Here is a 26961-nt window from a genome sequence, read left to right on the forward strand (position 1 = left end):
ACTGATTAAAGTTTCACTTTATAGATTCACAAATGCATTGCAGTAATGCTTCTACAGTGTACTCTTTTGGCACAATAACATGTGGAAAATAAAGGTTCGCCTCTTTTTCCGTAATAGGCCCTATACAAGCAATTGTACATTTTTTTGTCCATTCTCTCCAGTTTGTACCCTCAAGTAAATGAACAAAACTATCAACAGTTGACGGGCTCGTAAATGTAATAATATTTACTTCCCCTAATTTCAATGCTGTTATAAGTTCTTGTTTTTTCTCTACATTCACCTTCGTACCATATACGATTAGCTCATCTAGAAAAACACCAAACTCCCTAAGTTTAACCGGGATTACATCTCTTGCTAAATTCCCTTTCGGAAATAAAATACGCTCGTTTCCACTTAATTCTTTTAGAAACTCTTCGGCAAATGTTTCTGCAACAAATGAGGTCGGAACAAAATGAACTTGATAGCCCCTTTTTTCTAACTCTAATTTTGTTTTCACGCCTACCGCAGCGATTTTAATAGTTAATGGTATTTTTGTTTCTAAACCATCTAGAAAAAAAGCTACACCATTTTTACTCGTAAAAATAACCCAGTCATACGAATGTAGTTGCCTTGTTATACGTTGAATTTGCCTATGAGATGTGCCTTCCATACGCAAAAGCGGAATTTCCAATGGAATTCCGCTCCTTTCTTTCACTGCTACACTCATTTGTTTCGCTTGATGCTGGGCACGTGTAACCAATACTATTTTGCCAGCGAGAGCATCCATATTTATTGTTGCTCCTTATTTGCAGCAAGAATGAGCTCTTTTGCTCCTTGTTTAATTAAACGGTCCGCAGCCTCTAATCCTACTTGCTTCGGATCAGTGCCTACTACTATTTCTTTCAATAAAACAGAACCGTCCATAGAACCGACAAGCGCTGTTAATTCGATTGCATCATTTTCTTTAAGAGTTGCATATCCAGCGATTGGAACTTGGCATCCACCTTCAAGTTTATGAAGAAATACTCGTTCAGCAGCCACTGTTCTTTCTGTTACTGCATCATTAATATGTGCTAACAACTGAAGTAAATCCTTATCATCCTCACGACATTCAATTGCTAACGCACCTTGTCCTACGGCTGGTACACATAACGTTTCATCTAAATGTTCTGTAATAACTTCTCCGTCCCAGCCCATTCTCTGTAATCCAGCTGTCGCTAAAATAATTGCATCGTAATCTTCATCTTTTAACTTACGTAAGCGTGTATCGATATTCCCACGAATCCATTTCACTTGTAAATCTGGTCTCGCAGCTAGTAATTGTGCACTACGTCTCAAACTACTCGTCCCTAAGATCGCGCCTTCTGCTAAGTCTTTAAACGATTCTCCGTTTTTAGAAATAAAAGCATCACGAGGGTCAACGCGCTTTGGCGTACAACCAATCGTTAATCCATCTGGAAGTACAGCTGGCATATCTTTCATACTATGTACAGCCATATCAATTTCTTTCGTAAGTAACGCATGTTCAATTTCCTTTACAAATAAACCTTTTCCGCCTACTTTTGAAAGAGTAACATCTAAAATAACATCACCTTTTGTGACGATTTCTTTCACTTCAAATTCATATGGTAAACCAAGCGCTTTTAATTGATCGATAAACCAATTTGTTTGTGTTAATGCTAGTTTACTCTTTCGTGAACCTACAATAATTTTGCGCATAATTCTCTCTCCTCATTATAAATACCAAAAGTGGAAATTAGATAAACTGCTTAATAGAAAAATGTTAACTAGCATTACGAGAAATGCCCCGATATTCCACAGCACAATTTTCTTACCCTGCAACACATCTGCCGCTCGTAAATATAAGCCCGCACAATATACAAATAGAACGACAAAAGACCCGATTACTTTCGTATCATACCAATGGAAATTATCCAATTTTGTATATCCCCATATGCATCCTAATATAATTGCTAATAAGAAAAACGGAACAGAAAATAAATTTAATCCGTAAGACATAGATTCAAGCTTCGGCAAATTCCCTAACCTTCTTAATCTCGCATTCCATTTTTTCTTTTTTAATAGCCGATATTGCAATAAATACATAATAGAAAAAATAAACGATACAGTAAACGTTGCATAAGAAATAATCGCCATACCGACATGCACGTATACAAGTTCTGAAACTAATTGCTCTGCAAGTACTGGCGACATCTTTCCGAGCGGTGTAAAAATAGAAAAAGCGCTTACGCCAAATGCTACAACATTTGTAAAAAAGACTAAAAAGTCAATGCGCATAAATCGATTAATGACTAATGACATCGTAATCAATAACCAAACATAAAAATAAATCCCTGACAATAAAGTTAAAATAGGATTCGTTTCTGAATCTGTAGCCCTAAGCAACATAAAGATAGACTGCAATACCCATACAATCGAAAGTAACCAAAAAGCAAATCGGTTCGCCTTTCGGTTACTTTGAAAATAATCTATAAAATATAAACTAATGCTACAAGCATATAAAATAATTGCAATATGATAAATAATACTGTTATTTAAAAAACTCATCCGATCATCCTTCCAAGTTATAAAGATGGAACGGATGGTGTCCACGCTCTTTTATGTTCTACTTCTTCCGTATTTCCCGCTTCTTCCACTTCTAAATCAAAAATCTTCGCAAATAAAGCTAATTTTTCGCCAGCTCCCTCTTCAGCAGCTAATTCTTTAGCTACTAAAATTGGGTCTTTTAACAATTGATTAATAATACTTTTCGTATGTTTACTAATTACTTTTTTCTCACGATTACTAAGGTTTGGTATTTTTCGCTCAAGACTTTCCATCGTGTCACTTTGAATTGCTAGCGCTTTATCACGAAGAGCCGATATTAACGGTACAACACCAAGCGTACTTAACCACGTTTTAAATAAAACCATTTCCTCTTCAATCATAAATTGAATTTTCTCTGCTTCTTTTAAACGTTCAGCACGGTTTGCTTCAACTACACCTTGCAGATCGTCGATATCATATAAGAAAGAGCCTTCTAATTCATCAATCGCAGGATCAATATCACGTGGTACTGCAATATCAACCATAAATAACGGACGACCAGAGCGCATTCTCTCTACTTTCGTCATCATCTCTTTCGTAATGACATATTCTGATGCACCCGTTGAACTAATTAAAATATCCGCTTCTAATAATGCACATTGCAATTCACTTAAAGGCTTTGCATGTCCCATATATTTCTCAGCCATCACTTCCGCTTTCGTAAGCGTCCTATTCATAACTGTTACTTTACGAGCACCGCTTCCGTATAAGTTTTGCAGTGCAAGTTCACCCATCTTACCAGCACCAAGAATAAGTACATGACAATCTGTTAAATCGCCAAATATTTTCTTTCCGAGCTCAACAGCAGCATAACTAACAGACATCGCACTTTCACCAATCGTTGTTTCTGAGTGCGCACGTTTTGCTAACGTAACCACTTGCTTAAACAACTCATTAAAAATTGTACCTGTCGCTTTTACTTGTTGCGCTTCTAAAAAGCTATCTTTTATTTGACCTAAAATTTGCGTTTCTCCAACAACCATAGAATCTAGACCGCACGTTACGCGGAATAAATGATCTATTGCGCCATCTTGTTCAAAAATAGACAAGTATGGTGCGACTTCTTCTATTTCAAGCTGAAACCAATCAGCTAAAAACTTCTTAATGTAATACCGTCCCGTGTGTAATTGATCGACAACAGCGTAAATCTCAGTGCGATTACAAGTTGATACAATGACATTTTCTAGTACGCTCTTTTGATTTTGTAATGTAGTCATTGCTTGCTCTAGCTCTGCTGCCTGAAATGTGAGTTTCTCACGAAATTCTACAGGGGCTGTTCGATAATTTACACTAACAACAAGAATATGCACGCAGCATGTCCCCCTTCACCCGTTTTATCACTTTATCTACTATCATAATACAACTTTCCTCTTATGAATCTGACAATCGTGTGAACAACTGATTATTTTTTCTCCATATGTAATAAAGGAGCTTCAGTAAGATTAATAAAGAACTCTCTACTTTATAATGATTATAAAATAATAACTCTATTTGTACGTTACCAAAAAAAGTCCTCATAATCAAGTGATGGAAACTATTCCATATTAATTATAACATCATCTTTTCTATCTTCTTTCATCATGAAGGAAAATATGTATGATTGTTCCAAAATATAGTACTCACTTTCTCAATGCAATGCATTTGACATTGTATTTATTTTTCGTTATATTGATTTTACAAAATTAAATTGTGCACAATTTAAAAATATAAGGAGTTGCTTATGAAAGAAAATCCTCTACATCTAGATAACCAACTTTGTTTTTCTATTTACGCTTGTTCTAAAGAGGTTACTCGTTTTTACCGACCCTATTTAGAAGAAATGGGCATTACGTATCCCCAGTACATTACTTTACTCGTACTCTGGGAACGAGACGGACTAACAGTAAAAGAAATTGGAGAACGTCTATTTTTAGATTCTGGTACTTTAACACCTATGTTAAAACGGATGGAATCATTAAAACTTGTACAACGTGTTCGTTCAAAAGAAGACGAGCGAAAAGTTTGTATTGAATTAACAGAACAAGGTAAAGATTTAAAAGAAATAGCTTGTTCATTACCGACAACGATGGCTACAAATTTAGGAATTACAGAGCAAGAATATCATTCTTTATTAATCCAATTAAACACATTAATTGAAACAATGAAAAAAATTAATGATAGAAAAGGGGAATAAACATGGATAAATTATATACTGCTTCAGTAACAGCAACAGGTGGAAGAAACGGTAAGGTAGTTTCAGATGATGGCATATTAAATCTTGATGTAAAAATGCCAAAAGCACTAGGTGGCGCAGGCGGAGAGGCAACAAATCCAGAACAATTATTTGCAGCTGGTTATGCAGCTTGCTTTGATAGCGCATTGCAACTTGTAATTCGTACAAAACGTGTGAAAGTGGAAAGTACAGAAGTGACTGCACACGTTTCTATCGGTAAAGATACAGATGGTGGTTTCGGACTGTCTGCTGTACTTGACGTACATGTTGCTGGTGTTTCTCATACCGAAGCACAAGAACTTGTAGAAGCCGCTCACGGTGTATGTCCTTACTCTAAAGCAACAAGAGGAAATATTGAAGTTACATTAAACGTACGCTAAAAGTTTAGTAAATAAAAAAAACGCGCGACATTCGTCACGCGTTTTTTGTTTTTGTCATTTTATGAATTGCTTTCCATGCTTCTTCTTTTCCAAGACCTGTTTCAGAAGAGAATAGAACGATTTCATCGCCAATTTCAACAGCAAGCGTTTCTTTTACAACTTTTAAATGCTTTTGCCATTTCCCTTTCGGAATTTTATCGGCTTTCGTTGCAATAATAATTGTTGGGATTTCATAGTGCTTTAAGAAATCATACATCATAATGTCATCTTTTGTTGGTTGGTGACGTAAATCAACTACTAATACAGCTGCGTCTAATTGGGTACGTGTTGTAAAGTAAGTCTCAATCATTCTGCCCCATGCCGCGCGCTCTGTTTTAGATACCTTCGCATATCCATAACCTGGAACGTCAACAAAATGCATCATTTCATTGATTAAGAAAAAGTTCAGCGTTTGCGTTTTTCCTGGTTTAGAAGAAATACGTACTAACTTTTTACGATTTAAAATTTTATTAATAAAGGAAGACTTCCCGACATTAGAACGACCTGCTAAGGCAATTTCTGGTAAATCACTGTCTGGATATTGTTCCGGTTTAACGGCACTAATTACAATATCTGCTTTTGTTACTTTCATTGTTTCACTCCTACTAATGCGTGCTCCAATACTTCGTCTAAATGAGATGCAAGCACAAACGTAAGGTTTTCTTTTACGCTCTCTGGAATATCATCTAAATCTTTCTCATTTTCCGCCGGTAAAATAATTTTTGTTAATCCCGCGCGGTGAGCACTTAATGTTTTTTCTTTCAAACCACCAATTGGTAATACACGACCACGAAGTGTAATTTCACCTGTCATACCAACTTCTTTACTTACAGGAATACCTGTTAGTGCAGAAATAAGTGCCGTTGCCATCGTAATACCTGCTGACGGTCCATCTTTTGGAACTGCTCCTTCTGGAACATGAATATGAATATCGTTTTTCTCATGGAAATCCGGATCAATATGAAGTTCTTCTGCACGAGAACGAATATAGCTAAACGCGGCTTGTGCGGATTCTTTCATAACATCCCCAAGTTTCCCTGTTAAAATTAATTTCCCTTTTCCTGGCGCTACAGACACTTCAATTGCAAGTGTATCGCCGCCCGCTGCTGTGTATGCTAGACCTGTTGCCATACCAACTTGGTCTGTTTTTTCAGCTTGACCATAACGGAATATATGCTTACCAAGTAAATCAACAATATTTTTCTCTGTTACAACAATGCGCTTGCGTTCTGCTGTAACGATAATTTTTGCTGCTTTACGGCAAACTTTTGCAATTTGACGCTCTAACGTACGAACACCAGCCTCGCGTGTATAATAACGAATAATTTCAAGAAGCGCTTCATCACGCACTTGCAAATTACCTTTTCGTAGGCCATGCTCTTTTAATTGTTTCGGCAATAAATGCTCACGAGCAATGTGCACCTTTTCAAGTTCTGTATAACCAGCAATCGAAATGATTTCCATACGGTCAAGCAATGGGCCAGGAACACTTGCAAGTGTATTAGCAGTTGCAACGAACATAACTTTCGATAAATCATATGGCTCTTCAATGTAATGATCACTGAAGTTATGGTTTTGTTCTGGATCTAATACTTCAAGTAACGCCGCTGATGGGTCTCCCCTGAAATCGTTAGACATTTTATCAATCTCATCTAATAAGAAGACTGGATTAACTGTTTTCGCCTTTTTCATACCTTGAATAATACGTCCTGGCATCGCTCCTACATATGTACGACGGTGACCACGAATTTCAGATTCATCACGCACACCACCAAGAGAAACACGTACAAAATTACGATTTAACGATGTTGCAATAGAACGTGCTAACGAAGTTTTCCCAACCCCAGGAGGTCCTACTAGACAAAGAATTGGTCCTTTTAATGAATTCGTTAACTTCTGTACAGCTAAATATTCAAGTACTCGCTCTTTCACTTTTTCAAGACCGTAATGATCTTTATTTAAAATTTCTTCCGAATGAGTGAGGTCAATCATATCCTCTGTTGCTTCTGTCCACGGAAGCGCTAATAACCAATCAATATAATTACGAATTACACCGCTCTCAGCAGAACTTACAGGTAACTTTTCATAACGATCTAATTCTTTCAGTGCAGCCTGCATTGTTTCTTCAGGCATTCCCGACTGTTCAATTTTCTCACGAAGTTCTTCAACTTCCCCGCCCTTGCCTTCTTTATCACCAAGTTCAGTTTGAATCGCCTTCATTTGCTCACGTAAGAAATATTCTTTTTGCGTGCGCTCCATTGAACGTTTCACTTTTTGTCCAATTTTCTTTTCTAGGCTAAGTAACTCTTGTTCATCTTGAATAATTGAAATAAGTGTATGTAGTCGTTCTTTCACAGATACAATCTCTAAAATCTCTTGTTTCTGCTTCGTTTTAATCGGTAAGTGAGAAGCAATTAAATCAGCTAGTCTTCCGGGTTCTTCTACATCAGCTACCGTTGCAAATGTTTCATTTGAAACTTTTTTCGAAACTTTAATATATTGTTCGAAATGCTCCAGTAACGTACGCATAAGAGCCTTCTCTTCTAAATCATCTTCTACTTCTTCAGTTACTGTTCTAATAGAAACTTGTACCAGATTTTCTTCTTCGATAAACTCTACTACTTCTGCTCTATGTAAACCTTCTACAAGGACACGAAGCGTACCGTTCGGCAATTTTAACATTTGCTTCACTTTCGCCACTGTACCTACACTATATATGTCATCTTCTTTCGGATCGTCGATATTCATTTCTTTTTGCATTGCTAAAAAGATGATATTTTCATCCATTGCCGCCTGCTCTAGTGCTTGTATCGATTTATCACGTCCTACATCAAGATGCAGAACCATCGTTGGATATACGAGAATGCCTCTTAATGGTAGGAGGGGCACAATTCTTTCATTCGTATTCATACTAGACATAGCACCTCCATAATAAATTAAACTCCTGTTCAACTATTTTATATTACAATACATCTAGATGCAATTGCAGAGATTCTTCGCAATTGTAAATCCCCTGTTTTTTTGTGCCTCACGAAAAGAAAAAAGACTCCGCTTAAGCATACAAACTTAAACGAAGTCTGGCAAATTTTTATTATTGTATATTCTCACATTGATTGCGCATCTGTTTCGTCCAAAGCAGTATGTGCATCAAGCTCACGATGCATATTTTCCTGCATAAATGTTAATTCAAATACTTCTTTTAATTTGCGAACAGGAATGATCTCAATTCCCTTTATTGTATACAAAAATGGTTGCATGTTTTCAGCCGGAATGATGACTTTCTTAGCTCCCGCTTTTTTCGCAGCTTTTATTTTTGCGTACACACCACCAATAGGCTTCACTTCTCCGTGGATACTTATCTCACCTGTCATCGCTACTTCATTATTCACATACGTACGATGCACTGCTGAATAGACACCTGTTGCCATAGCAATACCTGCTGAAGGACCATCAATCGGGATACCACCAGGAAAATTAATATGTATATCATACCCTTCTGGCAACACATCTAGAGAACGAAGGACTGTTAACACATTATCAACAGAACCTTTCGCCATACTTTTACGGCGGATTGATTTCGTTTGGCTACCAATACTTTCCTCTTCTACAATTCCAGTGACATTTACTGACCCTTTATCTTTCGCAGGAATAGCTGTTACCTCAATTTCTAATAACATACCTGTATTCGGCCCATATACAGCAAGCCCGTTCACAAGACCGATTCTCGGAATTGGATAAATACGTTTTTCGTACTTTGGTGTAAGCTGACTAGAATGAACAACCCACTCAATATCTTCATCTTTAATGAAAGGTCGTTCTTCATTTATCGCCATACCAGCAGAAATTTGCACGAGATTAATTGCTTCTCGTCCATTTCTTGCATACATTCCAATCATTTCGATACCGTTCTCACCTACTTGCATCTCCACTTTGTCAGCTGCATTTTTCGCTACTTTTTGAATTTCTTCTGTATCTAACTCACGGAAGAACACTTCTAAACAACGCGACCTAATTGCAGGAGGAATTTCCTCTGGTGAACGCGTCGTTGCACCAACTAAGCGAAAATCTGCAGGTAAACCTTTTTGAAAAATATCATGTATATACGTTGGAATCATCGAATTTTCTTCACTATAGTACGCACTTTCCAAAAATACTTTCCGATCTTCTAACACCTTTAGCATTTTATTCATTTGAATTGGATGTAATTCACCAATCTCATCAATGAACAAAATACCACCATGCGCATCTGTTACAGCCCCTTTTTTCGGTTGCGGAATACCCGCTTGCCCCATTGCACCTGCTCCTTGATAAATCGGGTCATGCACTGAACCAATTAATGGATCCGCAATACCACGCTCATCAAACCTAGCTGTCGTTGCATCAAGTTCGATAAATGTTGCATTTGTACGAAATGGAGATTTTGGATTTCGTTTCGCTTCTTCTAATACAAGGCGTGCTGCCGCTGTCTTTCCGACACCTGGCGGACCGTATATGATCACATGTTGCGGATTAGGACCACAAAGAGCCGCTTTTAACGACTTAATCCCGTCTTCTTGCCCCACAATATCTATAAAGGATGTAGGACGTACCTTTTCCGCAAGTGGCTCTGTTAAAGAAACCTCACGCATTTTACGAAGCTGCTCTAATTCTTTTTTCGATTCTCGATCAATTGAAACTTTTTGTGTTCGCTGATTTCGAAGTAAGTGCCAAAAATACAATCCGACAATTACGCCAAAAACAAGTTGAACAAGTAAAAATATATTTGTCCAGCTCATAATTCATTTCCTCCCGCTATGTTTTACCTTTTAGTATTTCCTGGGAGGAATAGTGCTAAACATAAAGAAAAACAGCAATTATAAAAATTGCTGTTTCTTCTTCGCATTATGCAGATGTTTTTGTATCAAGTACAGTGCCGTCTTGTAACACCAATTTCGGCGGTTCATTATCAGCTACTGTTTCTTTCGTAAGAATACACTTCTCGATATCTTTGCGAGATGGCAGTTCGAACATTACATCAAGCATCAAGCCTTCAATAATAGAACGAAGTCCACGAGCACCTGTTTTACGTTCAATTGCTTTTTTCGCAATCTCAACTAGTGCACCTTCTTCAAACTCTAACTCAACATCGTCAAGCTCCAATAGTTTTTGGAATTGCTTAACAAGTGCATTTTTCGGTTTAGTTAAAATATCTACAAGAGCATCTTCATCAAGCGGCTCTAGGTTCGCAATAACTGGAAGACGACCGATAAACTCCGGAATTAAACCGAATCTTAAAAGATCCTCTGGTAAAACGTGAGATAAAACATGCTTCTCATTTACATCAGCATTTTTCTTCTCAGCACCAAATCCAATTACTTTCTCACCAAGGCGACGTTTAATAATAGGCTCGATGCCATCAAACGCTCCACCACAAATGAATAGGATGTTCGTTGTATCAATTTGAATAAACTCTTGATGCGGGTGCTTACGACCACCTTGAGGTGGAACGCTTGCTACAGTACCTTCTAAAATTTTCAGAAGTGCCTGCTGTACGCCTTCACCAGATACATCACGTGTAATTGATGGATTTTCGGACTTACGTGCCACTTTATCAATCTCATCAATATAAATGATTCCTTTTTCCGCTTTCTCTACATCATAATCAGCTGCTTGGATTAATTTTAGTAAGATGTTTTCTACATCTTCCCCTACATATCCAGCTTCCGTTAAAGATGTTGCGTCCGCGATCGCAAATGGAACATTTAAAATACGCGCTAATGTTTGTGCCAATAATGTTTTACCACTACCAGTTGGCCCAATAAGTGAAATATTACTCTTCGCCAATTCTACATCATCAATTTTGCTGTTAGAATTAATGCGTTTGTAATGGTTATATACCGCTACCGCTAGTGCTTTTTTCGCGTTATCTTGTCCGATGACATACTCATCTAAGATTTCACGAATTTCTACCGGTTTCGGTACATCTTTGAATTCTACTTCTTCGTCCTTCGCAAGCTCCTCTTGTACAATTTCAGTACAAAGCTCGATACACTCGTCACAAATGTAAACACCTGGACCTGCAACTAGCTTTCGAACTTGCGTTTGTGTTTTACCACAGAAAGAACATTTTAATTGACCTTTTTCATCATTAAATTTAAACATATTTTCACACCCCTTACAAAGTGCTAACCTCTTGCCTTCGTATGTACACGATAAATGTATCGTATGTAAATACATATTATGTCACTACGTGGCGAGAAATACAAATAATATGACTAGTTATGTACAAACAAAAAAATTTTAAAACTTTTGAAATATGTATATTCGACTTACAAAGGAACTTTTCCTTCTTCATCGAAAAGTTTTATAAATATATTTCTATATTTATAAAACAAGGCACGATTAAAATCGCGCCTTGTTATTTTATTATGCAGCGTTGTCTACTAAGAAGTCTACAGCTTTACGCACTTTAAGATCTTCAGATAAAGCGTCTACGCTTCCAAGAGCTTGCTTGATAGCGTCTACTGGCATACCGTACATTTCAGCCATTTTTTCAACTTCTGCAGTTACTTCTTCTTCAGTAACTTCGATGTTTTCAGCTTCAATGATAGCTTCAAGAACAAGATTGATTCTTACACGTTTTTGTGCATCCTCTTTCATTTGCTCTTTTAATTTGTCAGCGTCAGTACCTGTGAATTGGTAGTAAAGCTCAAGGTTCATACCTTGTTGGCTTAAACGTTGCTCGAATTCACGAACCATACGATCTAACTCAGTGTCGATCATAGCTTCTGGAATGTCGATTTCAGCGTTAGCAGCAGCTAATTCTACTACTTCGTCACGTACTTTGTGCTCAGCTTCGTGCTTTTTGCCTTCTTCTAAGTTTGTACGAAGTTTTGTTTTTAATTCATCAAGAGTTGCAACTTCTTCGTCAGCATCTTTAGCGAACTCGTCGTTTAACTCAGGAAGTTCTTTTGTTTTGATTTCGTGAATTGTTACTTTGAATGTTGCTGGTTTACCAGCTAATTCAGCAGCATGGTACTCTTCTGGGAATGATACTTCAACTTCTTTAGAATCACCAGATTTAAGACCAATTACTTGCTCTTCGAAACCTGGGATGAAAGTACCAGAACCGATTGCAAGAGAATAGTTTTCGCCTTTTCCGCCTTCAAATGCTTCGCCATCAACGAAACCTTCGAAGTCGATTACAGCTGTATCACCATCTGCAACAGTTCCTTCTTCTTTAACAACTAGTTCAGCTTGACGCTCTTGTAAAGCTTTTACTTCGTTCTCTACATCCTCGTCAGTTACAGTTGTTTCAACTTTTTCTACTGCTAAACCTTTGTAATCACCTAATTTAACTTCAGGTTTTACAGTAACTTTTGCAGTGAAAATTAAGTTTTGGCCTTTTTCGAATTTCTCGATGTCAATCTCAGGATGAGCAACTGGGAAGATACCAGCTTCATCGATTGCTTCACCGTATGCTTTTGGTAAGATGATATCTAAAGCATCTTGGTATAAAGATTCAATACCAAAGCGTTGTTCGAATAATGGACGAGGCATTTTCCCTTTACGGAAACCTGGTACATTAATTGTTTTTACTACTTTTTTGAATGCAGCGTCGATAGAGTTATTTACTTCTTTAGCATCAACTTCGATTGTTAAAACGCCAACGTTACCTTCTAATTTTTCCCATTTTGTAGACATTTATTCTTTCCCTCCAACTATAATAATGTATGCACATACCTCTATAGATTAAGATTTTTATTATCTCTTTTTTGAAATAACAAATGTACAAATAACCCTCTAGCAAAAAGCTTTCAGATACAATGTTCCAATCTACTAATTGTCTAAAAGACAACTACGGTATATTTTGTTCGAGACTAATATGAAACATATTAAGTAAGAGAATTATACTCCTCTTCTCTTACAAACAGGCAGATTTCTGCCTTTTGCAACCCTTACATTATAACATAGAATGTGCTCGTTTCAATAACTGAACGATTCTTTTTCATAATTATACGGGCAAATACCCTTCTCTTTCAATGCGCAGTAACCATTGATAGGCAATATGGAATTCCTCAAACTCAATATTGTATGCTGTCATAAGTTCTTCTTCATCAATAGCCAATCCGAAACGCTTTCTTCCAATTCTCTCTAAGACGGCAGCCCAAATTTCTACTTTATCCATTAGTAGAGGGAATGGGAAAATGCTAATTTGTAATTCTCTCCAGTATGTAACCATCGCATCAAATATATCCGGATAATTTTGCTCTAATCGGTTTGAGAATTTATGTATAATTTTATCGGATTGCTCCTCATTATGACCCGTAAATGCTGGAATCACCTTTATCGTATTCCCAAACTTCTCTACTTCTATCTCTTCTTCTATTTGATTTTCTACCATTTTATACAAAATAGAAGTTTTTAAATAAGGGTGCTGATCTTCGTCTATTAAAAATTTCTTTAAAGTAGGAAGTGCGAGATCCAGGTCTTTTAACGAAAGTTTCTGGATCACTCTTAGCTTTTGACCAAAGTTTTCTCCAAAAAGCCCCTTGGTAAATTCTTCTAATTCAAAATTCGAATCCACTAGCGGTATATCTTCTTCATTCAGCATCCCTTGCGCAAACAAAGCAAGCTGCGCCAATTTTTCCTTTTGCTCAGGAATTATATCTTTCGTTTGCAAAACTTCCTCAACAGTTTCGATGACACCTTCATAATCATTTGTTTGAACTAAAATAGTTACATACGTTTCAAGAATATCACCAAATAATACAGCTCCTGTTTCAAGCAACTGCTCACATTTTTCTTTCGCTTCTTCCATACGTTTTAATTCTAGCAAACAAATAACTGAAGCTAATTCTGTTTGTTCCGTTTCTGCATTATACTGACGTAATATTTCAAAGCAGCGCAATGCATCTTCGAATTCCCGCTCTTTCAACGCTAAAAAACCTTTATCAATATAGCGTTCTGATAGTTGCGGAAACAATACGACCGTATTTTCTTTTTTATCCATACGTCCGCCTCTTTTTCTAGATTTTAATGATCTTCAAAGTAAATATATCAAATGCGTAATGAGAACACAACATTCCAAAATTATTTATTTGAAATATAGGAATATTCTATTTTCGTAACAAAAAAGCAACAAACTTTTAAATGAAATTCATTTTTCACAAACAAAAACCCTCAGCAACAGAAGCAGAGGATTCATCATTAATGGAAAGCTTTTATAATTGTGGGGTATATAACAAGGGTAATAATTTGGAGAAAAATAATTGCCATAACAATCATGCTAAAATAGAAGATCGGTTTACTTCGCTTCATTAAAAACATAATAATAAGCATCGTACAAGCAAACAAACTTAAAAAGAACAAACTTGTTGTCGAACTAAGTATACCACTCGGGACAAAGAACAATAAAACTACACTACAAGTACCTATAATTCCAAATAACCATTCCATTCATTCACTCATTCCCTTTCCCTCTCATGGCAGTTTTTTCTACGCTACTAAATGTTTTACAACATCAATTACATATGTTAACTTTTCATACGCCACAAACCCAAAAGCTACTGTTAAACCCGTTACGATTAATCCCTTCATCATCTCTTCCTCCTCATGTATCGTTGTTATCTTCATTATATAGGATTAGTAATTTGTTACCATCGAACTTCCTTACACTTACCTTACAGAATTGTAAGATTTCAAAACAAATAAAAAAACACCTCATGTAACTAGAAGCGAATTCACGGAATTTCTCTATAATCATTTGCAAAATTAACTTTTTTCTCTTGCTGATTTTTCGGAGAATCCACTCTTAAACTAATGGATTTATTAAATAATTTAGGATCGAAATAATAACATAAATCAGTTTGAGGACAATATATGCAATACACATCTATTTCTTCTTTATTCACTTCTTTTGTGGCGACTCCATTTGCCGTAGAATAACTAGAGCGAAATCTTACTTCAATTATCCCCCATGGATTCAATTCTCTATATTTAACTTGCACCCTCTTAAACAATCCATCTTTGTGCACTACAAGATCAAATGGAGAATGTTCTGTTTGTGGTGTTAAAATCATATATCCTTTTTCATACAAGTCAACTTGAGCCTTTAAAACCGCTAAATCTCCTTTTGTTTTTGTATGATGGTGCACTTTTACTCAACACCTTTTTACATATTTTCAAAATAATATTCGTTACTTTTTTTAACTTACCTTCAAATATTTTCGGATTACAAGAAAACAATTTATTAAAATCATGATATTATATTTTTGTACAATTAAGAATTTAATTTATAAGGGGGATTATATATGTTCAAAAAAATGGCTGCTGATGTTTTAGGATTAAGCGATGTAGGTTCTGTCATTACACCAAAAGATTATGATAAGGTCGATGCAGATGATTACGTAATGCATGAAGATGGGGAGAAAATTTACTTTCTTATTAAATCAAAATCGGATGAATATTGCTTTACAAACAAAGGATTAATTCATCTAGATGGTACAAGCGCGACAAGCAAAAAGCGTACACTACGCCGATATAGCTATAGTAAATATCAAATTAAAAACGTAGCACTTGAAACTGCAGGCACAATTGATTTAGATGTAGAAATTAAATTTCAAATGGGAGATGAGCATTACTCAATTGATGTTCATAAAAAACATATTGAAGAATTAAAAGATTTATATAAGGCTCTTCTTAAAATCGAAGAAATTTCATACGACAACGACATTACATTGCAGTATGCACATAAAAGTTTAGATATGGCATCTAACGCTTTCAGCCGTATTTCAAATGCACAAGTAAATTTAGCAGAACAGTTTAAAGAAATGAACGATATCGCCTTTAACTGGCTTGTTGATACGAAGAAACAATATAACGTGAAAGATTATGGTTTTGTCTTTGAGAAGTTTATTAATAACTAATTTAAAACAAACAAAAAACCTTGTTATCAAAAGATAACAAGGTTTTGTTAGCGTCCCAGGAGAGATTCGAACTCCCGACCCGTCAATTACCTACGATATATAAACGATTCTTTCATCGTTTGCTGAACGTTCATTTGGGCGGTCAACTGACCGTTTTTGTTAATTAATATTATACGCTATATAGTAGTTCTACGTCAATGTTGAATGCCTTTTTGTTCTATCGATTCCCTATCGAAAATTCTGACGCATTTAGATGAATCCTTATCCACGGAATAAAAAATAATCGTCTTAAAATGCGAATCTCGGCGTACCTTTCCGCACTATTTTATATATTTTGATTGCAGTCTTAATATATCTTCCTCTTCGCGAATGCCTGCCGATCCCTTTCTCACATTTTTTACGACAGTCCAATTCGAATTAGTTTCATCGCCGATGTTCTGTATTGTAAAGTTGCCGTCACCATATTTTCGGTGACCTTCTGCCAATTTCTCCGTTATATCATTCTCGTTTGCTCTCGCCATCTTTGCGCCATCTCCCTTTTTATACAACCTTCTTAAACTGTCCAACTAATCACACGTCCAGTCAATTGGAGATCCTCGCTTTCCGCTTCGTTTAATTGTAGCACACTGTCGGGGATAAGTTCCGATAACGGCTGCCCAATCGCACTAGAAACGTTATTTTCTTTGAATGTGAATGGGCCGACGCCAGTTGTGCGTGCCTTTACGTTACAGGTTTTACAGCGTGTCTGTAGCCCGTCGGGTGATTTCGTCTTTTTGTGGAAACCGTCCGCAGTTGATTTCATCTTTCTACAGTATGAGCATTGCTTCATTTTTACGTTCGTTCTTTCCTTCGGCATTTTAGTCCTCCCTCTCTCTTCATAAATAAATGAGTAAAAAAGCGAAGCTATTACGCTCCGCCAAAAAGTACGCTATCTTCTTCGTAGCCGTTTCGAGCTTCATAAGCAGTCATACCGCCGTCACCTCTCACAACCTTTTTATGCGACTTCCATTCTTGCGCATTGTGGTCATACGTGATTAAATACCCGTTCTCCCCGAACTCTTCACGAGCCTTTGCAATAATCTCGGGTAATTGTTTATGTACATTTGGCGCTTTAGTTTTAGTAGTTGTCTTCGTTGTTGTCGTTGTCATTCTCCTTCGTCCTCTCTCCGCTTATGTTTATGAATATATGAAAATGGCGGGCAAAGTCCGCTAAGACCTCGCCCAGTTATCTAGCCTTTTCTTCCTGTTCCTTGCGTCGCGATAAATATGTCACATAAGTCGTCATGTGTTTTCTGATCTTTTTTCATATTCGCTTGCCCCCTATCGCTCGAATTGTACAGCCTGCGCTACTTCTTCGATGCGCTTCGTATGTACTTGCTCGTATCTCTCGATATCATTCGCATACTCTAGCGTATCTTTTGAGATTTCCATTAGCGCATTTCCTAGCACGCCAGTACGAACGAACTCATGCTGTAATCTTTGTTCCGCCGATTCTAGTAACTCGCGAACTTCGTGCATATCTTCGCCCACTTCGGAACGTTTGGTAAGATCGGCGTGAATGCTTCCTAATGTGTGGCGAACTTTTTTCGATGCTTCTGCGCTTCCTGCGACTTGACTTAATACACCTTGCGATAGCTGCATAACCATTTCATTAATTTGTCGAGCTAGTGCAGGCTCGTCCGCTAGTGATACTAATTCGTTTAGATGTTTTAGAGCCGCGTCGGGATTAGTTGCGAATGCAATCTTTCCGCGTAACAAATCTAATCTAGAATCGAATAGTTTCTGTTTTAATGCGTCCACTTTTTCGGGTTCTCGCGTTAATTCAAGATGTGCCATGCTTCGCACCTCTTCGAGTAACTTCGTAAATTCACGCTTTTGCCCCGATACATGATTAAGAAATAGTACTTCTTGCTTTCTTCCTAACTTGTCACGCTCGCCTTCTTTACCGATTTTAGTTAGATTAAGATTGCGCACAATCTTCGCTCGGTCTTCACGTACCTTAGGTAAGTATTCTTTAGCGAGATAGCTAGTTAATCCATTTTGGATATCTACGGCTTTCATAATTTTTTCTTTCATAGTAGTTGTTTTAGTATTTGTCATTTTACATTTCCCCTTTGAGTTAGTTTAGTGGTTTATATAAACGGCAACGCCGTCGATAACTTGCTTTATTATTTGACTGATAAGCCCAGTCGGCGTATAAATTCCGCCATCTTATCGCGCATTGTTTTAAAGAATTGCTTTAACTTTCCTCGCGCTGATCTTTCTTTCTTATCTCGTTCCTTCGCGTCTTTTACCTCTTTCAGATATTCCTTAATATAGATATCGTCGAGGGTTTCGATTACCACTGGATTTTCCATAATACGGTGACACTCACTACACTCTAATTTTGCTTTCATTTGAGTTAGCACATACGGGCTGGAAAGCGTCTCTTTATAAATAGTGTCGCTGCACGTATATAAATCGAATGCGAGCGGGTGCTGATTTTTACAGCTAACTTCGGCAATCTCGATTAGCTTTTCTGCGATAGTCATGCCGCTTTTAACTATGTCATATAGCGGTGCAATAACTTCACCCACGGTCACGCCCTTGTCATATACGAACGCCACTAAAAACGAGTAACCGCGATACACTACGATGTCGGCAACGCATAATGGGCGCTTAACTTCCTTCTTCTGCACTTGCATCATTTCCCTAATTCCCCTTTCTTCGCTTCGGCTCTCTTTCGTATTTTTTCCGACGCTTCCAATAACGGTAAATCATATAGTAACTTCGACTGAATTACGCGAAGGTTATCTTTCCCTACTAATCTTTCTAGTTTCTTTATGTTCTCTTTCTTCGGCTGTACATGCCCTTTTTCCCACTTATTTACAGTGAGAAGTGAAACGTCTAGTAGCCTACCGAACTGAGTTTGGCTAAGTCCCGTTAGTTGTCTAACTGCTTTAATATCTTGTGGACGCATTTGTATCATCCTTTCTTAGTTGTTTATAGCTTTCATATTGAAAATATGAATTGTTCATACTCTAAAGGTAAATAAAAGATTGTTAGTTTCTTATACGAAGATGTGGCACAAGTAAGGACATTGCAATGCTATTAAATAACGTTACATATACACCTGCGCCACGAATGAAAGAAAAAACTGCCCTTGTTAGTAATACTCCGTTGACGGCTTGGAGAAACCGCTAGCTATCTGATACCTCCCGCTGACAAAGCTGCGCCCGTATCTTCGCGCATAACTTGCTATGACGACGTTCTGACAGTAGGCAATTAATCTCTTCTATGTCCTCCTCTGTAAGGTTAAGCTGTGACTGAATACGCTTTTGCTTACTTTTAGGTGGTTCATTTATTCCAGACTCCCAACGGTAAACTGTAACCATGGAAACACCTACTAGTTGTGCGAATTCTTTCATTGTGTAACCTATAGTCTTTCTGATATAGCGCAGAGTGTCACTGGTCATTTAGTTACTCCTTTTTCTTTCGTGCCGAATTTATTTAAGTACATCTGACGGTACAATACATATACGTTCGCATCGCTCGTCGTTTTGGTCTTTTGTGCTTTATCGTAGAAATCGTATAGATTGACACCAGCAGGCATCGATTCTGTACCGATACATGTGCCTTTAATGGTTGCACGTTGCATAACATTTTCATCGCCTTCGATAATTGCATAATTTTCATGTCTGATACGCATATTTTTCATCTCCTTTCGTTTTTATTTCGTATAGTTTTATACATCGCTAGTTAAAAGAGAGAACTAGGCGCCATGTGAATAGCGCCCACTCTAATGCGATTGGATAGAATGTAGTAGCGGCTTAATAAATACGAGCAGCTTCCGTAATACCTAAATCGAAGCGTATACGAATTTACGTACTTACCTAACTAGATTGAGAACAGGTGCGTACCCTATTCCCTCTACCTATATGTATTTCTGACTAGGTAAAACGTGTATAGTCCGATGAATAAATTTATTCATTTTTACGCAGATTTTTCGCTATTATGCTTCGTGTATAGGTCTGCGATGAAACTTGCCCCCTCACGAGTTGCCTTTAACGTTTTGCATAATCTATCGTTCTTAACTGTCGTAGATAGTTTGAAGTATTTAGCGTATTTTACGTTTGCCGTGTAGTGTCCGTCTGCTTTCACGTTGCCTAATACGCCGTTACACTGTAAAAACTTGCGGATTCTAGCCGATGAAATGCCGCCTAAATATTCTAGTCCTACGTTTTTAAGAGAAATGAGATCTGTGCCGTTAATTACATCTAATTCCGCTTTATATTCGTCTCTTTCTCCCTCTATCTCCGTAATAAGGCGGTTTTTATATTCGCTTAATCTCGCCGTAGCTTGTGCTAGTGCTGTAATATCTCCACTCATAAACGCTTTACCTAGTTCGGCTTGTAATCCTAATTCTTTGTTTACTTCGATTACCTTCGTAGGTACTTCGGTTTTCTCTTCGATATTGAGTAATTGAGTTCGCACTTCTTTAGCTACATCACTATCACGTAAAAGCATGCCGATTCTTAAAATCGAACGACGTGGGAAAAGGTATGTTCCTCGATAAGAGACACCCGATTCTAGTAAAGTAGAATAATCCTTGTTTACTTCGTCTTTGATTTCACCGTACTTTGCTAGGTACATTCCATCTTGTTTTAATTCATCGCCATGAACCTTAATAACATCACGAATTACATGATGCTCAACGTTATAAAACGTCGCTACTTGCTTTGTAGTCGCCATTTCCATACCTTCTAGCAGTAATAGACCGCCGACTTTGCTTAATACTTCGATTCTTTCAACGTACTTATCACGCTGCGCCACGTTTGACGGGTCTGTTAATAATTCCGTCTCGTGTTTTGCTACTGTTACCGCTGGTTTTACCTCTTTTTTTGGTGTTAACGCTCCGAAATTTTCCTCGATTTTGATATCTTTTGCTTTAATTCTCATTTTCATTTCCTCCGATTAGTTAGTTTTATAGTTAATTTTTATAGATATTGGCTTCGTAGTCCCAGTTCCCTAAATCTGCGCCGCCATTGAATGATATTTCTATAGGATCTTTTTTATTTTTCTCCGCCTGACTATGCAAGTTTTGGCGATTTGGCGTTTTATTTTCCGCCTCTTCTTCGTCTTCACTATCTGCCTTTTTACGCCGTCGTCTGCGCCTTTTCTTGCGCATTAACTCCTGCTTTCTCTCTTCTGGCATGTCTAGGTATCGCGTTTCATGTTTCGGAATGGTTATATATCCGAAAAAATCCATTGCCATCACTCCCAGTCGGCTGCTTTATCCTGCTTTCTCTTTTCGTCACGTCTTCTTATATTGCTTACTGCCTTTTCGTGTTTGACGTACCTTTCTAACGCCTTCGGGTATCGCTCGAATAGTTCCCGAGGTGCTAGTGGCAATAACGGTCGATATTCGTTATTAGCTCCGATGCCTGTGCGCCTTACTTGAAGCAATCCGACACTTCGCAGCACTTGTAAATTGTGATTGATAGTGCGGACGCTCTTACCCGTCTCCATTGCTAAGCGATATTGTGAAGGGTATGCCTTCTTTTCCTCCACGTTGAAAAAGTCGATAATGAGCTGATACAGCATCATTGCGCTTTCTGTTATGCCATAATCGGACATATACGAGTAGTAACGCAGATTTGTCGGCATCTTGATAAAATCTAGCGTTCTATCACCTTCCTCGGGCTTCACTGACTTATCGAATACTGGTTGCGCCCCGTGAATCCCGTTTCTTTCCTTCGTGATTGCTTTGGCTGGCTTCTCATAGTCCGCCCGTCCCTTTACCGTACTTATGTAATCATCATAAGCCGTTTCGTGTAGCGGCTCTCCGTTTAGTAGTTTTTCGATTAATTTCTTGCTCATCCTAACCTCTCCTTTGGTGTAATTATTTGTAAGGCAATAGACTGCGTATGGCTTGGCAATAGCCTTCGTATGGTTTGGCAATAGCCTTCATGTCTAAATAGACAGCCTATTTCATGGTAACTAGATTTATTAACTAGATTTATAAACTAGATTTATATAACGATAGTTATATATCTGTCTTACTTCGTAAGAGCGTACTAACGTAACGCATTAATAGATAGCGTAATAACTTATAAAAGAACTACGCAGTAATAGAAAGTAACAAAGAGCGAAGGTCTTAAAGGTAATTCCGCCGCTGATCTTTCTTGCTGCGTCGTGTTTTGCTTCACAAAGAGATAGGTGCGGCTACTTACGATAACTGGTATACTTCGGTGATATTTCTTTAAATTAATTTTTAACGCCTTCGTATGTATAGGTGCGTTAACCGTTGAAGAAAGGGCGATTCTATTAAAATTACTTTTCTCCCTCATTGCCCGCTCGTTTTTATAGGCGCTAGCACTCGGAAATATTGGCGTACATTTAAGAAATTAATTCGTCACTAGCGTGAAGGACTTCGTAACGCCTCTACAAAATAATAAGGGCGCTTCCCTATTCGATTAGGTTGCTTTATGCCCTTACACCCTGATAGGCGCACTAGACGGCTTTTATTGGTACGATATTTAAAGCATTTCTAAAAACATAGGCTCACGGCGTCTCATATTCGGGCAAACTACTGCGCTAACTAATGCGGTATATAATAGAAGGAACTAGCGAAGCCTTCTGCATCCTGTACGCCCTCCTACGTATGTATAGACGCATAAGGCACTATAAAACGGCTAGAATCGCTGTATGAGCCTGCTAAGGGCGTTAGAATGTACACTAGATCTGCGTTATGCGTCAGATTCGAACAGGTAGACCTCCGTACATACATTTTAAGATGTCTAACACTTCGAATATGGCGCTTTAATATACTTCTAGTACATCCGCATCAGAAGGCACTTAGAGACACTGTTCAAGGCTGTCAGACGCCCCGTTTTTAAAAATTCACATATAAATTTTTCTAGACGTGAAGGTTTCGAGAAATAGGCGGGGTTGGGTCGATTGGCTTCGTAATAACGTGACATGGTGTCCCGTTTATAATGCGCAGGGGTTTCGATAAGGGTTGCGGAAAGTGCGGGCGACTGTTACGCCCCGAGTTGAAAATTTGTGTATATAATTTGTCGGGGGTTGATGTATGGCTTGTCGGGGGGTGGCTTGGAGGGTCGGGCGAATTTCGATTGGGCGGTGTAGCTCTTGTGCCTTCGTTGCGTTTTAACTTCGCAGATTCGCAGCAAGAGACGCTTTAAAACGAACGTTTCTTTTCTTCCTTCGCTTTTCTTCGCAGAAACAAAACGAATAACAATTCAATTCGATTCACTTAACGAACTCAATGCGATTCAATCGAATAAACTCAATTCACTTCACTTCGAATCCTTTACGAACTCAATCGCAACAACAAACAAGGAAGAAAGACAATGAACAACTTCATAAACTTCTCGCTAATCTTTTAAGACAACAAATAAAAAGATCATAAAAAGAAAAGGACAACAACAACTAATCGAATACACTCATGCAGATACTTACCATGATATGTTATGCATTGGCTGCGCCTGCTGTGGTGTTAGCCTGCTGGCTTATAGCTGCGTACAATGGCAGGCTGTGACATGCCTAGCACTTTGGCTGTGTGATGTTAATAGATTAGTAATACTAATAAGTATATAGCGGCTGTATGTGGCTGTGTGGTATGGCGTGGTATGTGTGTCTAGGTAGTGCCGTATGGTCAAAGTGCATATGCCCTATTGATAGCAGGTAATGGCGTCGGGTATATCGGTGTGAGAATGCGGGAACATATGCCGCCCCATTCATAATATTATGTGACGCTGGGTATTAGTCTAAAAAGGTACACCTTTATGTACATCGTGAAATACGTCCTATATCAGTCTATTAATTAACGCACATCAACCTTTATGTACGTCCTAAAAAGAATTGACCTTTATAGACGAACGGTATATATTTAGGTTAACGATAAAAGGAAACGGGGTTTTCATTATGGCAATCAGCTTCGGTTACATTCGTGTATCAAGTAAGGAGCAGAACTTAGACAGACAATACAAGGCGCTAGAATCTCATGTAACGGATACAAAATACATATACAGCGATAAGGCTAGCGGTAAGGACTTCGAACGTGAGGGCTTTCAGAATATGCTTAAAGCAATGCGTGAAGGTGATACACTCTATATTAAATCTATCGACCGACTAGGGCGTAATAAGGCGCAGATAAAAGAATATCTCGAATACTTCAAGAAAGAAAAGATTCGTGTTAAAATTATCGACCTTCCTACGACTATGGCAGACATACCAGCGGGTCAAGACTGGGTTATTGATATGATTAATAATATTATTATCGAGGTTTATACATCTATCGCAGAACAAGAAAGAAGAACGATAAAAGAGCGTCAACGTGAAGGTATCGACGCAGCAGCAGCGAAGGGGAAACACCTCGGGCGTCCTGTTATGGCACTTCCCGAAAACTGGGATAACTTATACTGCGATTGGAAAGGCGGAAAGATAAAAGCAGTCGAGTTTATGGCGGCTGTTAATATGAAGAAGGCAACGTTCTATAAGAAGGTAAAAGAATACGAGGCGGCGCAGTAATTGGCGGTGTCTTTTTGTATTGAATACGTGACCCCCCGAGATTTCAAGACCCCTCCCCAGCAGAACGAGCAGCAGGTGTATAGCCGCCAATCTGACGATTCCCCCCCCCGTGATACCGCTTATTTTGTAAATAGTTGTAACTATTAAAGTTACACGTAAATCATCGTAAACACTACAATCGCAAGGGATTCGCCGTTTCATCGTTAAAATTACACGAGTTTACATTGAGGTTAGCGCCAACAAAATGCCGACGCTACCTCGTTAAGTACATTTATCTTATATCGCATGTAACAAGCAGTTTTTAGTTTCCAGATCTATTTTTCTTCAATGTAATAATCGTATAAATTCCGCCTACAATCGTCACTACGTGTTCTGTCATTTCTAAAACATCTTTCACAAGGTCTACCAAATAGCTACACTCTCCTTTCACACATCACGTTGCATGCGTGATTTAATAATTCAAGCGTAGCATAAAAATAAACACTTGGTGCCGCCCAAAACAACAGTAATATATATAAGTTTTTTTAAGAAAATCCTTATATATCAAGGGTTTTAGCATTTTTCTATTTTTACCAATTATTCCACGTGAAACAAGAAAGTTCGACAAAAGAGTTTGACGATACACCTCTTCAACCTGCAATTTACCTATAATTTATCCAACAGAAATTTCATCGCCCAATCCCGCTAACGCCTCACCAACGGGGTTATCTACTATTTCGTATACTAAATGAAGAAACCTTACTTATCTTTCTTCATTTCGCCAATCCTCCTAATGCCTCTTTATGTACCGACCTATACCGCCCTCTTTCGCCTAACAAGCGAACGCACCGCAGTCATGGCACCGTCATATCAACGTTTATACATAGTTAGTAAACGTCGATTCTATGCGGTTTATACATCGTTTGCATAATAAGATAATGTATACGATATATAGTAATTTAGGGGATAGTTTCGGAGGGTGGACGTGCGTCGGGATCGGTTGGCTGGCGATATGTGACGTGGTGTATAACGGTGAGAGTACACTTATTTGTTCAGTTCTGCTAACTATTCGAATGAGGCATGGAAAATCGATAAGTAAGTGTAGCCTAGGAACAAGGAGAGACGAAAGGTATATCGAGTGTTTATGAGAGTGCAGGCGATTAAAGTATACTCTATTAACACATGATGGAAAAACTCTCTTTTTGATTTACTGTATAGGTGGTAAGATTGGAATATATTATGAAAATTTTATTAATTATAGAGTGAGGTCGATAAAATGAGTTTTAAAGCAGATGTATTACGTGTATTAATTGCTTCACCATCAGATGTAGAACAAGAGCGCAATGAAATTGAAACCGCTATCTTTAAATGGAATATTCAATATGCTGAACAAATGAATGTCGTTCTTCTACCCAGTCGTTGGGAGGAAGATGTTGTACCTACCTACCGTGGTCATGATCCGCAGCAAATCATAAATGAACAAATGGTGAATAAATGCGATATCCTTATGGGAGTTTTCTGGACAAAACTGGGAACTCCTACTTTTAACCACTCATCTGGTACGCTTGAAGAAATTAATATTTTTATCGAGCAGGGAAAAGAAGTTATGGTTTACTTTGTTGAAAAAGATATTCCAAGAACTACTAATTTAGTAGAAGTTGGAAGAGTGGATGAATATAAGCGAGAATATGGACAAAAAGGGATTTACTCTCCTTATGATATAGACAGAATAAAGGATCACTTGTACAGAAAAGTAGTAGAATATAAAAAAATTGGTAATGAGGTAAAGGCTGGAACCGTAATTGAAACGGCAATACAACCATCACTAGAACCTCAAGTAACAAATCCCGTTTCTTTAGAAGAGATAATAACATCAAACGAATTGACTACAAGAGAAATACTAATGTTAGGATTTATGCTTGATACTGAAACTAGGAAACTCGGATGCCGATGGATGGAAACAGAGACTATAGAGCGTATAAAAAGGTGGGAAGAATCTAAATCCCTGACATGTAATTTATGGGAAGACTATAACTTGGTTATTGATGACTTTTGTGACCGAGGACTTATTGAAGCAAAGGAGTATACTAGTGAAGGTAATGTAAGATTGTATGCTATGCCTATAGCTTTATATAATCAACTACGTCAGTTAACTAGTGAAAGAAAAAAACAAATACAAAGAGTAGTGAACTCTTATGTTTTTGAACTTCCTTTTTAAAATGAACATGCAGTTCGCTCATTAAGCATTACATATACTCGTATGAGTCAATTAATTAAGGACGGGAAAATTAAAGAAATAGACAGTTATTATAATGAGTTTGAAGCT

27 protein-coding genes are annotated in these 26961 nt (G+C 37.8%); 5 read left to right on the top strand and 22 right to left on the bottom strand.

Features of this window, described 5'->3' with window-relative positions; genetic code table 11:
* Positions 1–13 precede the first annotated feature (13 nt).
* Genes hemD through hemA form a run of 4 tightly spaced genes read right to left on the bottom strand, consistent with a single transcriptional unit; the run spans position 14 to position 3896 of the window.
* Positions 14–766: a uroporphyrinogen-III synthase gene (hemD, locus tag MHB76_RS21125; RefSeq protein ID WP_078172755.1), complete on the bottom strand. Its 753-nt coding sequence runs from the start codon at positions 764–766 to the stop codon at positions 14–16.
* A gap of 2 nt (positions 767–768) precedes the next feature.
* Positions 769–1698 carry a hydroxymethylbilane synthase gene (hemC, locus tag MHB76_RS21130; RefSeq protein WP_002199254.1) on the bottom strand — a complete coding sequence of 310 codons (930 nt, stop codon included), beginning with the start codon at positions 1696–1698 and terminating at the stop codon, positions 769–771.
* Positions 1699–1713: 15 nt separating this feature from the next.
* On the bottom strand, positions 1714–2547 hold the full coding sequence (locus MHB76_RS21135) for a cytochrome c biogenesis protein (RefSeq protein WP_002112062.1): 834 nt from the start codon (positions 2545–2547) through the stop codon (positions 1714–1716).
* Positions 2548–2564: 17 nt separating this feature from the next.
* Complete coding sequence (gene hemA / locus MHB76_RS21140) at positions 2565–3896, bottom strand: glutamyl-tRNA reductase (RefSeq protein ID WP_002160352.1); 1332 nt, start codon at positions 3894–3896, stop codon at positions 2565–2567.
* 410 nt (positions 3897–4306) lie between these two features.
* Between hemA and MHB76_RS21145 the strand changes: the two genes are divergently transcribed.
* Positions 4307–4759: a MarR family winged helix-turn-helix transcriptional regulator gene (locus tag MHB76_RS21145; RefSeq protein ID WP_002112064.1), complete on the top strand. Its 453-nt coding sequence runs from the start codon at positions 4307–4309 to the stop codon at positions 4757–4759.
* A 2-nt stretch (positions 4760–4761) separates the two neighbouring features.
* The gene (locus tag MHB76_RS21150; RefSeq protein ID WP_078172754.1) at positions 4762–5178 is read left to right on the top strand and encodes an organic hydroperoxide resistance protein; all 417 of its coding nucleotides are present in this window, start codon (positions 4762–4764) and stop codon (positions 5176–5178) included.
* Between the two features lie 34 nt (positions 5179–5212).
* Here the strand turns inward: MHB76_RS21150 and yihA are convergent, their stop codons facing one another.
* From yihA to MHB76_RS21190, 8 genes are all read right to left on the bottom strand, one after another.
* Positions 5213–5809, bottom strand: coding sequence for a ribosome biogenesis GTP-binding protein YihA/YsxC (gene yihA, locus MHB76_RS21155; RefSeq protein WP_002088829.1), 597 nt, complete (start codon positions 5807–5809; stop codon positions 5213–5215).
* Complete coding sequence (gene lon, locus MHB76_RS21160; RefSeq protein ID WP_002112067.1) at positions 5806–8136, bottom strand: endopeptidase La; 2331 nt, start codon at positions 8134–8136, stop codon at positions 5806–5808. The genes yihA and lon overlap by 4 nt, the downstream gene beginning before the upstream one ends.
* 185 nt (positions 8137–8321) lie before the next feature.
* Positions 8322–9992 carry an ATP-dependent protease LonB gene (gene lonB / locus MHB76_RS21165; RefSeq protein WP_078172753.1) on the bottom strand — a complete coding sequence of 557 codons (1671 nt, stop codon included), beginning with the start codon at positions 9990–9992 and terminating at the stop codon, positions 8322–8324.
* Positions 9993–10098: 106 nt separating this feature from the next.
* Positions 10099–11358, bottom strand: coding sequence for an ATP-dependent protease ATP-binding subunit ClpX (gene clpX / locus MHB76_RS21170; RefSeq protein ID WP_000472285.1), 1260 nt, complete (start codon positions 11356–11358; stop codon positions 10099–10101).
* Positions 11359–11622: 264 nt separating this feature from the next.
* Entirely contained in the window at positions 11623–12900 is a 1278-nt protein-coding gene (gene tig, locus MHB76_RS21175) for a trigger factor (RefSeq protein ID WP_002112071.1), read from the bottom strand.
* A 310-nt stretch (positions 12901–13210) separates the two neighbouring features.
* On the bottom strand, positions 13211–14209 hold the full coding sequence (locus MHB76_RS21180) for a hypothetical protein (RefSeq protein ID WP_078172752.1): 999 nt from the start codon (positions 14207–14209) through the stop codon (positions 13211–13213).
* Positions 14210–14406: 197 nt separating this feature from the next.
* Complete coding sequence (locus tag MHB76_RS21185; RefSeq protein WP_002112074.1) at positions 14407–14655, bottom strand: hypothetical protein; 249 nt, start codon at positions 14653–14655, stop codon at positions 14407–14409.
* Positions 14656–14939: 284 nt separating this feature from the next.
* Positions 14940–15353: a group I intron-associated PD-(D/E)XK endonuclease gene (locus tag MHB76_RS21190; RefSeq protein WP_078172751.1), complete on the bottom strand. Its 414-nt coding sequence runs from the start codon at positions 15351–15353 to the stop codon at positions 14940–14942.
* 156 nt (positions 15354–15509) lie between these two features.
* On the opposite strand from MHB76_RS21190, the gene MHB76_RS21195 reads away from it, so the two are divergent.
* Positions 15510–16124 (top strand): PH domain-containing protein, encoded by a 615-nt coding sequence (locus MHB76_RS21195; protein ID WP_078172750.1) that lies wholly within the window; start codon positions 15510–15512, stop codon positions 16122–16124.
* Between the two features lie 320 nt (positions 16125–16444).
* Here MHB76_RS21195 and MHB76_RS21200 read toward each other — a convergent pair whose 3' ends face one another.
* The 10 genes from MHB76_RS21200 to MHB76_RS21245 form a co-directional block, all read right to left on the bottom strand.
* Entirely contained in the window at positions 16445–16645 is a 201-nt protein-coding gene (locus tag MHB76_RS21200; RefSeq protein ID WP_002184906.1) for a hypothetical protein, read from the bottom strand.
* Between the two features lie 385 nt (positions 16646–17030).
* On the bottom strand, positions 17031–17273 hold the full coding sequence (locus MHB76_RS21205) for a hypothetical protein (RefSeq protein WP_002184904.1): 243 nt from the start codon (positions 17271–17273) through the stop codon (positions 17031–17033).
* A 171-nt stretch (positions 17274–17444) separates the two neighbouring features.
* Complete coding sequence (locus tag MHB76_RS21210) at positions 17445–18224, bottom strand: hypothetical protein (RefSeq protein WP_340987588.1); 780 nt, start codon at positions 18222–18224, stop codon at positions 17445–17447.
* Between the two features lie 68 nt (positions 18225–18292).
* Positions 18293–18811 carry a hypothetical protein gene (locus tag MHB76_RS21215; RefSeq protein ID WP_340987589.1) on the bottom strand — a complete coding sequence of 173 codons (519 nt, stop codon included), beginning with the start codon at positions 18809–18811 and terminating at the stop codon, positions 18293–18295.
* Positions 18808–19083 carry a helix-turn-helix domain-containing protein gene (locus MHB76_RS21220; RefSeq protein ID WP_340987591.1) on the bottom strand — a complete coding sequence of 92 codons (276 nt, stop codon included), beginning with the start codon at positions 19081–19083 and terminating at the stop codon, positions 18808–18810. Before MHB76_RS21220 ends, MHB76_RS21215 begins: the two co-directional genes overlap by 4 nt.
* A 220-nt stretch (positions 19084–19303) precedes the next feature.
* Complete coding sequence (locus tag MHB76_RS21225; protein WP_340987593.1) at positions 19304–19579, bottom strand: helix-turn-helix domain-containing protein; 276 nt, start codon at positions 19577–19579, stop codon at positions 19304–19306.
* On the bottom strand, positions 19576–19812 hold the full coding sequence (locus MHB76_RS21230; protein WP_340987595.1) for a hypothetical protein: 237 nt from the start codon (positions 19810–19812) through the stop codon (positions 19576–19578). The genes MHB76_RS21225 and MHB76_RS21230 overlap by 4 nt, the downstream gene beginning before the upstream one ends.
* Before the next feature lie 284 nt (positions 19813–20096).
* On the bottom strand, positions 20097–21062 hold the full coding sequence (locus tag MHB76_RS21235) for a hypothetical protein (protein ID WP_340987597.1): 966 nt from the start codon (positions 21060–21062) through the stop codon (positions 20097–20099).
* 31 nt (positions 21063–21093) lie between these two features.
* Positions 21094–21372 carry a hypothetical protein gene (locus MHB76_RS21240; protein ID WP_340987599.1) on the bottom strand — a complete coding sequence of 93 codons (279 nt, stop codon included), beginning with the start codon at positions 21370–21372 and terminating at the stop codon, positions 21094–21096.
* A 5-nt stretch (positions 21373–21377) separates the two neighbouring features.
* A complete protein-coding gene (locus MHB76_RS21245) occupies positions 21378–21983 on the bottom strand; it encodes a helix-turn-helix domain-containing protein (protein WP_340987601.1) in 606 nt (201 codons plus the stop codon).
* 2067 nt (positions 21984–24050) lie between these two features.
* Between MHB76_RS21245 and MHB76_RS21250 the strand changes: the two genes are divergently transcribed.
* Together MHB76_RS21250 and MHB76_RS21255 are read left to right on the top strand one after the other, a co-directional pair.
* Positions 24051–24656 carry a recombinase family protein gene (locus tag MHB76_RS21250; protein WP_098251581.1) on the top strand — a complete coding sequence of 202 codons (606 nt, stop codon included), beginning with the start codon at positions 24051–24053 and terminating at the stop codon, positions 24654–24656.
* 1255 nt (positions 24657–25911) lie between these two features.
* Positions 25912–26853, top strand: a complete 942-nt coding sequence (locus MHB76_RS21255) for a hypothetical protein (protein WP_340987603.1) — start codon at positions 25912–25914, stop codon at positions 26851–26853.
* Positions 26854–26961 lie beyond the last annotated feature (108 nt).

The sequence above is a fragment of the Bacillus sp. FSL M7-1345 genome, assembly GCF_038006985.1.
GTDB lineage: Bacteria > Bacillota > Bacilli > Bacillales > Bacillaceae_G > Bacillus_A > Bacillus_A cereus_U.